The organism is Bacillus cereus group sp. MG16, from assembly GCF_040459875.1.
GTDB lineage: Bacteria > Bacillota > Bacilli > Bacillales > Bacillaceae_G > Bacillus_A > Bacillus_A paranthracis.
In genome coordinates, this window is sequence record NZ_JARVHE010000002.1 from 18,820 (window position 1) to 31,270 (window position 12,451).

Sequence of the window (12,451 nt, forward strand, 5' to 3'; positions counted from 1 at the left end):
GTTTTTAGGATGGATCGGCAGGTAAGAATTATTGCTTTTTATGCCACAAATGAAAATGTAGGAAAAAGCACATTAAGTATTACGATGGCAAATGAGTTAGCTCATCTAGGGAAAAAGGTGCTTTATGTAGAAGCGGACCAAGTAAGACCAAGTTTTGCGATTGGAACTGGTCTTAGCCACGATAGTAAAAACATATTAGACCTTGTAAGAAAAGAAAATGAATACAATCTCTCGCAGTATATTTGTACCAAGCAAGATTTATTAGAGAAAAAAGTGAATCCAAGATTGATGCAAAAATTGCACGATAAGATGGATTTTCTGGTATTTCCATCAGGTTATAGCTTAGCTCAATTCCCAGAGATTCAAAATAAAGAATTGTTTGTAACGACATTTATAGAATCACTTGTAGATACAGAATACGATTATATCATTCTATCGGTACCAACTGAATTATCCGAGGTGCTGAGTTATCCAATCCTATACCAATCAGACCTTATTGTTCATGTGCTAAATGGCAATCCTCGTGGTGCAATAGCGATTAAAAGAGAATTACAACTAATAGAAGATGCAAAGCTAACAATGCCCCGTATGATTCATGTTCTGAACATGGCAGATGAAAATTATGTAGAAGATATTGAGAAGCTTTCATCTCAAAAAATTTCGGTGACAATTCCATATGACAGAGATCGTACGAGTTATGAATGGGGGATGCAATTTGGTTCTCCACAAATTAATACAAAGGTCCATCACATTATGGAAGCAGCTGGTCTTGGTATTCCATCCCAGCAATCCTCTATGAAAAAGGGTCTCTTTGGTTTACGAAATTAAAAGGGAGGCAAGGAATATGTGGGGCTATTTACAAGAAAAGCAAATCGCCTTAAAGCGAAATCGAGTTGATTTATATCACTTTGGTTACATGATTCGTTCCAAATCGGCTCGAAAGTTAGGAACAACTACAGCTCAACAAATTAAAGATATTACAGATGAAATTCGTGCATTTTTGGTAAAAGAACATCGTGATATCCTAAGTGAATCCTTTATGAATAAAGAAAAGAGAGCAGCTGTAGAACAAATCATTAAAAGTTTCTTATTAAGTAATCAAGTCGTCATTTCAGGGGTACCTTCTGAACAGCTATTAAATATGGTGTGTGATGATATTGTAGGATTTGGAATTATTCAACCTCTTATTGATGATAAAGATGTAACAGATATTTATATTAATGGTACAAAAGAGATTATTTACGAAAAAATTGGTGAAGGAGAAGGTGAGTACAAGTATCGATATGAAGCTGAAGAAGATGTAAAAGCTTTAGCTTATAAGATGGTAAATAGTACGTCGGAGTCACTTAATACGGCAAAACCATCTGTAGACTGCGTATTTCCATATATTCGTATTAATATCGCTTTAGATGAGATTGCTGGACTTGGGACGACAATTACTATTCGTAAGAATGCAGATCACCTTCGTGCCTCCGAAGAACGTATGTTATCTACAAATCAAGCGTCAAAAGAGATGTTGGACTTTTTGGCAGCAGCTGTGAAAGCCAAAATGAATATTTTAATTGCTGGAGCAACAGGAACAGGGAAAACGGAGTTTATGAAGTACCTTGCTTCTCATATACCAAAGAATGAACGTACTCTTGTAGTGGAAGATAATCCTGAACTCTATTTACATCGCATATTTCCAGAGCATCATTTTGTTCCGATGCAATGTAGGGCATCCGAAGTTGAAGAAAATGCAATTGATTTTGATAGATTGTTAACAAATGCTTTACGTCAAGGACTAAAGAGATTACTTGTAGGGGAATCGAGGGGGGGAGAAGCCCTGAAAATGATTAACTTCTTCCAAACGGGACACTCTGGTTCTACCTCAGTCCATGCAAGAAGTGCAAAAGAAGCAGTAAGACGTTTAATGCTTATGTGTCTACAAAGCGGTGCGAATATTGGTGCTCAGTATTTATATGAATTAATTTCACAGACATTTGATGTGATTGTCTTTTTCGAAAAGAAAGATGATGGGAATCGTTATATTACAGAGATGATTGAATTATTGGATTATCAAGGTGATATACAATTTAATCAACTTTCTCAGTTTATTCCGACATACAAGGAACATGATGAAATGAATGAAAGAGTAGGAAAAATTCATGGCCAGCATAAAATTACAGCAAGAATGTCAGCCGAAATGGAGAGGAAATTCCGTTCTTCTTCTGTAAACCCAGCTCTTTATGCACCATTCCTTTCACAACAGGAGGTGCAGTATGTATAGTTTGTTAGCTTATGAATGTATATTATTAATCTTTATTAGTGTAGTATTGCTTGTTTTACTTTTTGCGAAATCTAAAGGTTCTGCTCTTTCGCAATTTGTACAAGAAAATGAGAAAGAAGAAAGGCGCTTGGAATTAAGAAATATTAAAGGCATACGAATGTATCTGCCACAATCTGTTATCCAAGAAGCCCAAAAGTACGAGTGGAAATTGACGAAAAGCATGTATTGGGTATATACGATTCTTTCCGGAATGAGTATAGCGGCAATATTCTACTTCTCCTTTGGAAGAGATCCTTTTACACTGATTTCTGCTTTATGTGGATTTTTGGTTCCGAGATTTCTTCTCTATCGAAGAAAAAAACGTTACTACTTGGTTGTCATTGACCGTCTTTCTATTTATATGAAGGCAGTAGCGAATGCGCTTCAAATTAGTAATAACGCTAAACGCGTGTTAGTACAAGTAAAGCCAATGATGCATGAGAGCATTCAAGAAGAAATAGAAAAAGTTTATCTTTTATTAGAAGGTGGAACTACAATGAACCGTGCATTTAAAGGATTCAATGAAACGTTTAATTTTAGAGAATTGGTTTTTTTCCATGAAATGTTGGAAGTGTGTAGTCGAGAAGGCGGGGCGAATTCAGTACAAGTCTTATTAGATATTGCAGAAGATTTCGAAAAACAAAAGCTATATCTGGCGAGATTACGTTCTAGTTTGTCACAAGCACAACGCGCGTTTGTACAGAACTGCTTAATCGTCATTGCCATGCCGATTGTGATTATGTTGATGTCAAAAGAAGCATATGGATTTTTAGCAGGTTCTATGATGGGGAAAATTGCATTAGCGGTAAATATGTTCATTGTATTTTTCTTAGCAACCCGTGTAGAAAAGATTGCAAATTATAATCCAACAGAAAGAGGGGAATAAAGTGGCTACGATTTTAGCTTTAGTGGTATTCGTTGTCATGTACTGGGTATTCTCTACCTTTCTACAAAGTAAAAAAGACAGCGGTAGCCTACTTACAAACTATGTAGAAAATGCAAAACGAATTGAAAAAAAGAATTTAAATCAAATGATGCTTGCTCCCTTCCAGTCGTTATCACATAAGTATCTGACAGAAGAAAAGAAAGAGCAGATCCAAAAAAAATTAGAAGAAGCTGGTTTGGATACGAAACCAGAAGAATATTTGAAAATGAAGGTTGCGTATCCCATCATTTTCACCTCTGTTTTCTTGATATGTACGGTGTTTCATGATTACTACTTATTTAAAGTGGGCGTTTTGATTTCACCACTGCTTTATTTATATCCCGATTATCTATTAAAGAGAAGAATCAAGCAGGCGATAGAAGCAAGGAAGTTCGAATTACCGGAGTATTTAATTCCTATGTTGCAGTTGTTAAAAACACATACAACATTAGAAGCGGTAAAAAAAGCGCAAATATATGCTGGGAGACATCTTCGACCGTATGTATCTACACTTACAGCGGAATTAGAAATGTATGCGGGTTCGGATCAACCATTTCGAAACTTTGCAGCAACCCTAAATAGTCCAGAAGTAAATACCTTTACCATTGCATTGCAACAAGCACAAAAAACGGACAAGGTACAGAGTCTTCGTATTATGGATGCACAGATTAAAATGATGCGTGAGTTAAAACATGAGAACTATAACCGTCTCATTCAAAATAAGCCAATGGAAATGAATAAATTTAACGTAGCTGTTATTGGATGTATTGTGATTTATCCAATGGTTATTGTTATTCAATCTTTAATGCAAGGATTTGCAAGTATATAGAAAAACATTATTCAAAATGGAATAGGTAAAGGAGCAAAATATATGTTAACGAAAATGAAGAATTGGTTAAAAAATGAAGACTCACAATTATCATCAGAAAATGGTATGTTAATCGCCTTGGCGGTAATTATTGTGCTAGTAATTGGACCATTTGTATGGAAAGCAATCCAAGGTGGCTATGATACAATTCTAGCTCGATTCACAAAAGCATCAAGCAATGCAGATGTGAATACTTGGAACAAGTAATAAAAGTTTTAGGTTAATGATGTTTATTATGTATAGATCAAATAAATGGATAAGGGAGATTCAGTCATGTTAGCAAAAATGAAAAATTGGTTAAAAAATGAAGATTCACAGTTATCATCAGAAAATGGTATGTTAATTGCCTTGGCGGTCATTATCGTATTAGTAATTGGACCGTTTGTATGGAAAGCAATCCAAGGTGGTTATGATACGATCCTGGCACGATTCACAAAAGCATCAAGCAATGCAGACGTAAATTCTTGGAATAAGTAATAAAAGATTTAAATAGTTAAGTTCTTATTTTAGTAAATTCTAAAAATTGAAATATAAAGGAGATAAAATTCAATGTTAGCAAAAACGAAGAATTGGTTAAAAAATGAGGATTCACAGTTGTCATCAGAAAACGGAATGTTAATCGCCTTAGCGGTAATTATTGTGCTAGTAATTGGGCCATTTGTATGGAAAGCAATCCAAGGTGGTTATGATACAATTCTAGCTCGATTCACAAAAGCATCAAGCAATGCAGATATAGATTCTTGGAATAAAAAATAAATATAAAAATAAACGAGGGGGCTACTCTAAAAGTGGTTCCCTTTTTTACACAGTATTTTTATATGAAATTAAGAGGGGAGTAAAGAAAATGAGCCTGTATATCATGGGATTATTTCTAAGTTATATGGTACTTAATGTATTTACTGACTTAAAGTATAGAAAAACAAAAAATGTATGGCATTTCATTTTTTTAATAGTAGGTTTAGGTATTACGTATTTTGCAGGAATACGAACGGGAAAAGAGATTGTAATTGTACTAACTATGGCCTTAGTATGTGGCTTATTATTAGAGACATTTAAATTTTCTTCACCCGGTGATACGAAAATGCTGGTGGTGGTAGCCTTATATGTTAGCAATGTAGTAGAAGAATCGGCTATGCTTACCGCAATTACATTAACAGCTTTCCATTTACTATTCTTTTGGATTGCTAGTGTTTATCGATTAATTAAAATTTTAGGGTTTGTAGGAGCGATTAAAGACCAATTGGAGCATGCATCTTCTATATTTGGTGTAAAACTACCTAAGAAAGAAATAAAGTTAATACAGAGCTTCCCAGGGGCTTGTTCTATTTTACTAGGGGCGATGGTTTATATTGCGTTCACTATCTATCAAAATGGAGGTATCTTGGCTTGAACAGTAGAATCATTCATCAAAGAGAAACCTATATTTATTTTACAATTTTTGCGCTAATAGGCGTTATTATTTTAAACATGTTTATTAATATATTGTTTGTATTAGCATATCCTTTACTGATAGGATTAATTGTGCAGGTTATCTTGTTGCAGAAGATAAAGAAGCCATTTTATCGGAGTGGGAAAGAATTAACAGAACAGTTAAAACTAAAAAATATGTTTCTAGTAGAATCAAATATTTTAGGAGATGAAGAAGGAACAGTTTATGAGGTGCATCAAATGCCTTTTACAATCTCTAATGGATTAATTAATAAAGATAAGACTTATAAAGTGATAAAACAAGAGTATGAGAGAAAAGTAAAAGAGGATTTAACGAAAATTTCTAAATGGCAAGTTACAACAAAAGCTAGACTTGTTACGACAACTCATTTTCGTTTATATACAATTTGGCAGAAAAATAGTACAGGCTATCAGCTAAAGAAGTTAGAAGATTGTATAGATCCATATGCCAAGATGAACTTTATTCAATGGATAATTGCTTCATTCTGTACGACTGGCCGTTTAAAGTATGATAAGAAGCCTAAAGAATGGGAAAGTTACGAATGGATAACTTTAAAATAAAAAGACAAAAGTTATAATACTTTTGTCTTTTTTTCTTGTTATTTCTTCTAACAGTTTCGTGAACTATACATGATTTTTAGCGAGTTCTATAAATGCATGATATTTTGTTACATCACTAATATCAAGTCCGAAATCGAAAGCATCTATTTCTGCATGATAACCGTAAGATACTAAACCAAAATCTTTATGTGACTCAGGGAAGTAAATAAGTACTTTTGCATTTTTATAGTCTTTTAAATTTAACGATCCGTACATTTTAATTATTAGATATTTGCCAATTCTATTAATTTCACTTGTTCCGCTTGTGACGTTAGAAATCTCATCATAAATGTGTAATGTATGATTTTCACTGTCGACGAATAATAAAAAATGATTGCAACCTATATTGTGGAATTTTTCTGTAACTAGGTGATATTGGTTTTCTCGGCTAGTAGGGAATAAGAAAATATCGAATGTATCTTCAGCCATCATAATAGTTACTTCATTATCTCTTGTATCGTTTTTAAACTTTTTGAACATGGAAATTCCCCCTTTCAAAGAACGTATGTTTTTATAATTGTAGTATAGATTTAATGTAGTTAATAGCATATATTGGAAAAACAAATAGGAGAAAAGAGAAAAATATTAATTCTATAGAGGATAAAAGAACAAAAGCTGCTGTCACAATTACTTCTTAAAACATGGATACAAGTATACAGAATGCATTGGACTCCTATCTTCAACGGATAGGTCTTCTTATTTCTTAATTACCAAAAATGATGTTTTATTTTTTATATAGAAACGAATATATGTGCAGGGAAGAAGGCCGGAATAAAAACAATTCGAATCGCTAGTCATTTGGAGGAAACAAAAGCAACTTTGAAAATTTTTGCTTTGCTCAATGTAGCACGTGAAAACATTTTTTAAGATTCATAATAACTCAGATAGATTAAAAGAAATTTTAAAATATATTACTAAGTGTATACAATACAATGATTGTGAAAAATAGTTGAAATAACAGTGAATACAAATGTGGTGCTTGCTCATATGAGATGTAAATGAGATAGGGTCCAATTGTCAAAAACTTAGAAATTAAAGATTGATGAAAATACGCTCTTAGTATTTTTGATTGACTCGTTTTTTTATAAAAAAGTTTAATCATTTTCTACATATGTTACTCAAATAAATATAGGAGACATATCCTGTTACAACTGTAAGAAAACTCATGCCACGACTGAGATAACGAGTAGAATAGAGCAAAATATTACACAGAGAAGAAAAAAACAACTGTTAATTTGTGGATAAAATTGTTATTATATGTAACGTGTTTTGTTTTTTTGTGCTAATATTAGAAACGCAATTCTTTATATTTGAATATAATCTTATTAGTTCTCATGTGTATCAGAAGGCGGGGTGAGGATGATGGATGCAAAAACCAGCTGTTTTATTCAAAACTTAAACGAAAAATTGCAATTTTGCACATACGAGTTTATTAGATTGGAAGGTTGTGGAGAGAGAAAACAGGTTGAGAAAGAGCTAAAAAAAATCTTATTGGATATTGAGATTATGATTCATTTAACAGAACTTTTTATGCTAATAGACAATTCGTATGCGTCAGAATTAAAGCAAATACATGAGAAATTACTACAAAAACAAGAGTATATTCAATTCGAATGCAACAACACTTTAGTCTGTATTTAGAAGCAGAAAAAGCTAAGTTTTCTAAAAAAAGGGAATTTTTTTTAGAAAAAAATATTTACATTTCTCATTTTTTGGAATAAACTTCTAATTGTAAAAGAAATAAATACAAAATATGGAAAGGTTGTGCGTTATGACTAACGTAACTGGAACGAAATTTACTTATGAACAAGTGCAGGATGTGATCATCACTGTAATTAAAGAAGAAGCTTCAGTAGATGAAGTAGCTTTAGATGCAACTTTACAAGATCTAGATGTGGATTCATTATTGTTCGCAGAAATTATGATCGTATTACAAGACGAATTTGATCAAGAGCTGGAAGTAGAAGAGCACTTAAATCCTAAAGAATCAAAGCCTACTGTTAACGATCTGGTAAAGGCAGTTTATACATGTTTACAAGTTTAATAGTTTAAACTTGTTTTAATTTATTTAAGTTAATAAACAGATTTTATAATAAAACTTAATGTGGAAGAAAATTATGATTCGTAGAAGGAGTTAATAAGATGACGACTACAGTTGATACACGTACTCGATTTGATGTAGAAAAATTTGAAGACTGGAAGAAAGAAGGCGTTTATCCATTCTTCCCAACAGTTGAATCAACAACTGACAACTACATTACAACAAAAGAAAACGGTAAAATGTTGATGTTCGGATCTTGTGATTATCTAGGATTATCTCAGAATGATTATTTAAAACAAAAATCCATCGAAGCGATTCAGAATTTTGGTACAAATACATATGGTGCGCAAATCTTTTGTGGTCATACAACGATTCATAATGAACTAGAAAATAAACTTGCTAAACTATACAATAAGCCAGCTGGAATTATATTCCCATCTGGTATGACTGCAAATATTGGGGTTTTAACTGTATTAGCTGGGCCAGACGATGTCATTATAAATGACAGATTAAATCATATTTCTATTTTCATGGGAAGCCAGTTATCAGGTGCGCAAATCCGATCCTTCCCACACAATAATGTAAAGAAGCTAGAATCTATTTTAAAACAAAGCATGGACAAAGGAAAAAGAATCATCGTTGTAGATGGACTATTTAGTGCGGATGGAGATTATGCGCCATTAGATAAAATATGTGCACTTGCAAAAGAATATAACGCGATTGTAATGGTTGACGAAGCACATTCATTTGGTGTTGTTGGACCGAACGGACTAGGAGTTGCGGAGCATTTTGGTGTTTTAGACCAGGTAGACATTGTTGTTGGAACAATGAGTAAAGCTGTAGGTAGTGTTGGCGGATTTATTGTAACAAATAAAGAAATTGAAAAAGGTATAAGATATTATGCACCATCATATACGAGTTCAAGAGGATCTACACCAGCAGTTGCAGCGGCTTCCCTTGCTTCTTTAACATATATGGAAGAACACGGTTTACAATTAAGAGAAGATCTTTGGAGAAATTCACGATACTTAATTGATAAATTACAGGAGAATGGTTTCAATTTATTAGATACTGTAAGCCAAATTGTCCCTGTACTAGTTGGAGATGATAAAAAGACAGCAAGCGTTACTTCATGGTTGATGGAAAAAGGATTGTTCACAGCAGCTTTCATTTCTCCAGGTGTTCCTGTAAATAAGGGCCGATTACGTATTGGTGTTACAAGTAGCCACTCGATTGAAGAATGTCAAAAAGTAGTTGATTTATTAATAGAGGCTAAAGAAATCTTTAAATTTTAATTCCTATATTTGCTAACTATCGTTGTAAAAGATGATATACTTATACATACAGATAGTTATGATACCATCAGTAATATTAGCTCATTTACCTCAAACTGATGGTATCATTATAAATATATTAATTAAAAAGGATGCGAATCATGGAGAATTACGAATGCAAAAACAGAGAAAACATTCTCGAACAATTTAATTTGGCGACTCCCATTTTCCAAGCATTGGGCGATGTAAATCGGCAGCAAATTATTATGATTTTACTTAAAACAGATGGATTAAATGTAACTCAAATAACAGAGCAAATGTCAATTTCTAGACCTGCAGTATCTCATCATCTAAAAATACTAAAACAGGCAGAATTGGTTAGACCAAAGAAACATGGAAAAGAAGTATATTACTCTTTGACAACCAGCAATTTTGTAATTTATATGAAAGAATTAGTATCTGCGATTGAAGCAGGATATTAATTTTTTTAATTAACATGTTTATAAGTTTGAACACATGAACATGTTATGTGCACTTTTAAGAAATAGGAGGTACCAAGATGCAAAACCAAAATCATTCAAACAAAATTTATTTCTTACTTTTATTAGTTCCTTTGTTTTGGGGAGGTTCATTCTCAACAGCTGAACATGTCGTAACAGAAATTCCACCTCTAGTTGCGGCTACACTTCGTTTCGGTATCGCGGGTGTCATCCTTATGGTGTATTTAACAATTAAAGCAGAATGGGATATGGGATCTATTAAGAAAAGATGGAAAGGATTATTATTAGTCGCGTTAACTGGTATTTTCGGGTATAATGCTCTTTTCTTTTTAGGTGTACACTATACATCTGCAATCAATGGTTCATTAATCATTGCAACAATGCCAATCTTCGTTACACTAGGTTCTATTCTCTTTTTAAATGAAAAATGGAACAGTAAGGTCGGAATCAGTTTATCGCTATCTTTAATCGGTGTGATTATTGTTATTACAAAAGGGTCACTTGATATGTTACTCTCTTTAGCATTTAATGTGGGAGATTTACTATTTTTAGCTGCTTTAGCATGTGGCGTTATTTATGGTTTAGTAGGTAAAGCTGTTATGAAAGATGTTTCGCCTTTATTTGCAACTACGATTATGACTGTCATGGGCTCTGTTTTTTTAGCAATCTCTTCCTTATATGAAGGTGGCTGGGACAAAGTACCAAGTATGTCTGCACAAAGCTGGTTAGAAATGTTTTATATGGTTGTATGCGGTACGCTTGTTGGATATATTATTTTTAACAAAGGTGTAGAGCAAATCGGTGCAAGTAAAGCGAGTATGTATCTAAATCTTACACCAATCGTGACGACTTTAATTTCTGTAGTGCTCTATGGATCAGTCATGAGTTGGAAAGAAGTAATTGGTATGATATTTGTACTAATTGGGGTATACATTGCTAATTCAAAACCAGCAAGTTCAAGTAAGAAAGTTGCCCTTAATGATTAAAGGGATTGGTATAGATATTACAGAGATTGAAAGATGGAAAAATAAAAAGATACTGCAAAAATTATTCACGGAACAAGAAGTAATGTGGGCAAAAGAGAGTTACATCAACTATTCAATCATGTGGTGCATCAAGGAAGCATCAGTAAAAGCACTCGGTACCGGTTTTCAAAAGAACACCATGTGGAAGGATATAGAGATAGTAAACATTGATGGAAAATACGAAATACATTTCAGCACTGCAGCAAAACAAAAATGCCATATAAAAGCAAAAGATCAATTCCATATTGATGTGACAAGAAACGATACGAGTGTGATAGCACATGTAATTTGGACTAATACTCATTTGGTATAAAGTTAATATTGGATTAGCACCACATCGCTATCAAGCTAAGATTTTAAAGTCTCCCCTAAACGGAAATCTTCTTTCTCTACAGGTAGTTACTTTGAGAAGATAGCTCATCTTTTTCGTTTTGGGGGCGCTTATTTTTTTGTTGAAGGTGATTTGGCGGGCTCCTATAAAAAAAGACACCCTAAGGTGCCTTCCTCTAACTTGAACCACGTTCATTTAGTATAAACCCATCCGTATTATCCCTTTGTTATACGTGTAAACACATCCTATAAAACAGAATCGTCAATATACACCAGATTGTTAGTTCACAAAGTACAAGAGATTTGAGATCAGTATTACAGTGACGCCACACCTTTTATAATTATCGATATGTTACGCCTTTCAAAAGAATCTGCTTTATAGAATGTATCCACAATTTATATGTTACTATATGTAATATTTATTTGGTGTAATTTTTATGAATATGTATAATTGCATAAAGTTTATGAAAAAATGAGAGCATAATTTGGTATTGTGTAATAAAGATAAGGCCCACCTACGGAAATAGGTGGGTTTTTTGTTGGGTATTTTTATCTCATTGCACAAAAGGGAATTTCTATTAAAACCATAGCATATCTTTATAGCTCTTAAATTGATGAAAAAGAAAAGACACCTAAATAAGAGTGTCTTTTCCCATAGTTTTTAGCAGAAGCAAGAAGCTCCAACAATAATTAATAAAATAAATAATACAACTAATAAAGCAAATCCTCCTGCAAAACCACAGCCGCCACCGCAGCTACCACCAAAGCCCATAATAATTCCTCCTTTAAAGAGTAGGAGAAAAATAAGGAGTCACTCATGTATTTTAATGGATTCAAATTACTTTATGTTTTTATGGATTAAATGAGCAGGTCCTTTTGAAAATAAGGGAAAGATAATCTAAGGCGCTTCACCTGAAGATGGGTACCGCCAGCATTTTGGAAAAAAATACGCTAAGAGTATACAAAGTTTTATGCAAAAAATAGGGGAACATCGGGAACTATAGGGAAGCCAAAAGGCGCTCTAGAATAGGAATGTATAAAAAGATGCATAGAGTCATAGAAAAAGGCGAATCCCTTCTGAGATTAAGGGAGCACTTTTTTCTTCGCTAACGATAATAGGACGTTATGTTA

The 12,451-nt window shown here is 33.3% G+C and carries 17 protein-coding genes; 15 read left to right on the forward strand and 2 right to left on the reverse strand.

The genetic code is table 11. The features are described from left to right. Positions 1-9 precede the first annotated feature (9 nt). The 9 genes from QCI73_RS27865 to QCI73_RS27905 all read left to right on the forward strand — a co-directional run bounded on the left by QCI73_RS27865 (position 10) and on the right by QCI73_RS27905 (position 6,111). Positions 10-828 carry a CpaE/TadZ family protein gene (locus QCI73_RS27865; RefSeq protein ID WP_270394538.1) on the forward strand — a complete coding sequence of 273 codons (819 nt, stop codon included), beginning with the start codon at positions 10-12 and terminating at the stop codon, positions 826-828. Between the two features lie 16 nt (positions 829-844). Next, positions 845-2,269 (forward strand): TadA family conjugal transfer-associated ATPase, encoded by a 1,425-nt coding sequence (locus tag QCI73_RS27870; protein WP_270394537.1) that lies wholly within the window; start codon positions 845-847, stop codon positions 2,267-2,269. Then, positions 2,262-3,194, forward strand: a complete 933-nt coding sequence (locus QCI73_RS27875; protein ID WP_270394536.1) for a hypothetical protein — start codon at positions 2,262-2,264, stop codon at positions 3,192-3,194. Before QCI73_RS27870 ends, QCI73_RS27875 begins: the two co-directional genes overlap by 8 nt. 1 nt (position 3,195) lies before the next feature. Next, complete coding sequence (locus tag QCI73_RS27880; RefSeq protein ID WP_061139891.1) at positions 3,196-4,062, forward strand: hypothetical protein; 867 nt, start codon at positions 3,196-3,198, stop codon at positions 4,060-4,062. A 42-nt stretch (positions 4,063-4,104) separates the two neighbouring features. Then, positions 4,105-4,308: a hypothetical protein gene (locus QCI73_RS27885; protein ID WP_000956355.1), complete on the forward strand. Its 204-nt coding sequence runs from the start codon at positions 4,105-4,107 to the stop codon at positions 4,306-4,308. A gap of 66 nt (positions 4,309-4,374) precedes the next feature. After that, positions 4,375-4,578, forward strand: coding sequence for a hypothetical protein (locus QCI73_RS27890; protein ID WP_000879955.1), 204 nt, complete (start codon positions 4,375-4,377; stop codon positions 4,576-4,578). 72 nt (positions 4,579-4,650) lie between these two features. Continuing rightward, complete coding sequence (locus QCI73_RS27895; RefSeq protein WP_270394535.1) at positions 4,651-4,857, forward strand: hypothetical protein; 207 nt, start codon at positions 4,651-4,653, stop codon at positions 4,855-4,857. 88 nt (positions 4,858-4,945) lie between these two features. After that, positions 4,946-5,491 (forward strand): hypothetical protein, encoded by a 546-nt coding sequence (locus QCI73_RS27900; RefSeq protein WP_071741318.1) that lies wholly within the window; start codon positions 4,946-4,948, stop codon positions 5,489-5,491. After that, positions 5,488-6,111, forward strand: a complete 624-nt coding sequence (locus QCI73_RS27905; RefSeq protein WP_044306996.1) for a hypothetical protein — start codon at positions 5,488-5,490, stop codon at positions 6,109-6,111. Before QCI73_RS27900 ends, QCI73_RS27905 begins: the two co-directional genes overlap by 4 nt. A gap of 63 nt (positions 6,112-6,174) precedes the next feature. Here QCI73_RS27905 and QCI73_RS27910 read toward each other — a convergent pair whose 3' ends face one another. After that, entirely contained in the window at positions 6,175-6,630 is a 456-nt protein-coding gene (locus tag QCI73_RS27910; RefSeq protein WP_071741319.1) for a hypothetical protein, read from the reverse strand. Positions 6,631-7,509: 879 nt separating this feature from the next. On the opposite strand from QCI73_RS27910, the gene QCI73_RS27915 reads away from it, so the two are divergent. The 6 genes from QCI73_RS27915 to QCI73_RS27940 all read left to right on the forward strand — a co-directional run bounded on the left by QCI73_RS27915 (position 7,510) and on the right by QCI73_RS27940 (position 11,303). Beyond that, positions 7,510-7,791 (forward strand): hypothetical protein, encoded by a 282-nt coding sequence (locus tag QCI73_RS27915; RefSeq protein WP_080339934.1) that lies wholly within the window; start codon positions 7,510-7,512, stop codon positions 7,789-7,791. Positions 7,792-7,921: 130 nt separating this feature from the next. Then, the gene (locus tag QCI73_RS27920; RefSeq protein ID WP_044306994.1) at positions 7,922-8,194 is read left to right on the forward strand and encodes an acyl carrier protein; all 273 of its coding nucleotides are present in this window, start codon (positions 7,922-7,924) and stop codon (positions 8,192-8,194) included. A 98-nt stretch (positions 8,195-8,292) separates the two neighbouring features. Continuing rightward, positions 8,293-9,486 carry an aminotransferase class I/II-fold pyridoxal phosphate-dependent enzyme gene (locus tag QCI73_RS27925; protein WP_044306993.1) on the forward strand — a complete coding sequence of 398 codons (1,194 nt, stop codon included), beginning with the start codon at positions 8,293-8,295 and terminating at the stop codon, positions 9,484-9,486. Between the two features lie 140 nt (positions 9,487-9,626). Next, positions 9,627-9,947 (forward strand): ArsR/SmtB family transcription factor, encoded by a 321-nt coding sequence (locus tag QCI73_RS27930; RefSeq protein ID WP_044306992.1) that lies wholly within the window; start codon positions 9,627-9,629, stop codon positions 9,945-9,947. Between the two features lie 77 nt (positions 9,948-10,024). Beyond that, a complete protein-coding gene (locus QCI73_RS27935; RefSeq protein WP_071741321.1) occupies positions 10,025-10,951 on the forward strand; it encodes a DMT family transporter in 927 nt (308 codons plus the stop codon). After that, positions 10,944-11,303, forward strand: coding sequence for a holo-ACP synthase (locus QCI73_RS27940; RefSeq protein WP_044306990.1), 360 nt, complete (start codon positions 10,944-10,946; stop codon positions 11,301-11,303). The genes QCI73_RS27935 and QCI73_RS27940 overlap by 8 nt, the downstream gene beginning before the upstream one ends. Before the next feature lie 678 nt (positions 11,304-11,981). Here QCI73_RS27940 and QCI73_RS27945 read toward each other — a convergent pair. Next, positions 11,982-12,092 (reverse strand): YjcZ family sporulation protein, encoded by a 111-nt coding sequence (locus tag QCI73_RS27945; RefSeq protein WP_000505681.1) that lies wholly within the window; start codon positions 12,090-12,092, stop codon positions 11,982-11,984. Positions 12,093-12,451 lie beyond the last annotated feature (359 nt).

Coding starts and splice junctions, on each gene's coding strand:
- QCI73_RS27865 (WP_270394538.1), top strand. CDS start 10: ATGGATCGGCAGGTAAGAATTATTGCTTTTTATGCCACAAATGAAAAT.
- QCI73_RS27870 (WP_270394537.1), top strand. CDS start 845: ATGTGGGGCTATTTACAAGAAAAGCAAATCGCCTTAAAGCGAAATCGA.
- QCI73_RS27875 (WP_270394536.1), top strand. CDS start 2,262: ATGTATAGTTTGTTAGCTTATGAATGTATATTATTAATCTTTATTAGT.
- QCI73_RS27885 (WP_000956355.1), top strand. CDS start 4,105: ATGTTAACGAAAATGAAGAATTGGTTAAAAAATGAAGACTCACAATTA.
- QCI73_RS27890 (WP_000879955.1), top strand. CDS start 4,375: ATGTTAGCAAAAATGAAAAATTGGTTAAAAAATGAAGATTCACAGTTA.
- QCI73_RS27895 (WP_270394535.1), top strand. CDS start 4,651: ATGTTAGCAAAAACGAAGAATTGGTTAAAAAATGAGGATTCACAGTTG.
- QCI73_RS27900 (WP_071741318.1), top strand. CDS start 4,946: ATGAGCCTGTATATCATGGGATTATTTCTAAGTTATATGGTACTTAAT.
- QCI73_RS27910 (WP_071741319.1), bottom strand. CDS start 6,630: ATGTTCAAAAAGTTTAAAAACGATACAAGAGATAATGAAGTAACTATT.
- QCI73_RS27915 (WP_080339934.1), top strand. CDS start 7,510: ATGATGGATGCAAAAACCAGCTGTTTTATTCAAAACTTAAACGAAAAA.
- QCI73_RS27920 (WP_044306994.1), top strand. CDS start 7,922: ATGACTAACGTAACTGGAACGAAATTTACTTATGAACAAGTGCAGGAT.
- QCI73_RS27925 (WP_044306993.1), top strand. CDS start 8,293: ATGACGACTACAGTTGATACACGTACTCGATTTGATGTAGAAAAATTT.
- QCI73_RS27930 (WP_044306992.1), top strand. CDS start 9,627: ATGGAGAATTACGAATGCAAAAACAGAGAAAACATTCTCGAACAATTT.
- QCI73_RS27935 (WP_071741321.1), top strand. CDS start 10,025: ATGCAAAACCAAAATCATTCAAACAAAATTTATTTCTTACTTTTATTA.
- QCI73_RS27940 (WP_044306990.1), top strand. CDS start 10,944: ATGATTAAAGGGATTGGTATAGATATTACAGAGATTGAAAGATGGAAA.
- QCI73_RS27945 (WP_000505681.1), bottom strand. CDS start 12,092: ATGGGCTTTGGTGGTAGCTGCGGTGGCGGCTGTGGTTTTGCAGGAGGA.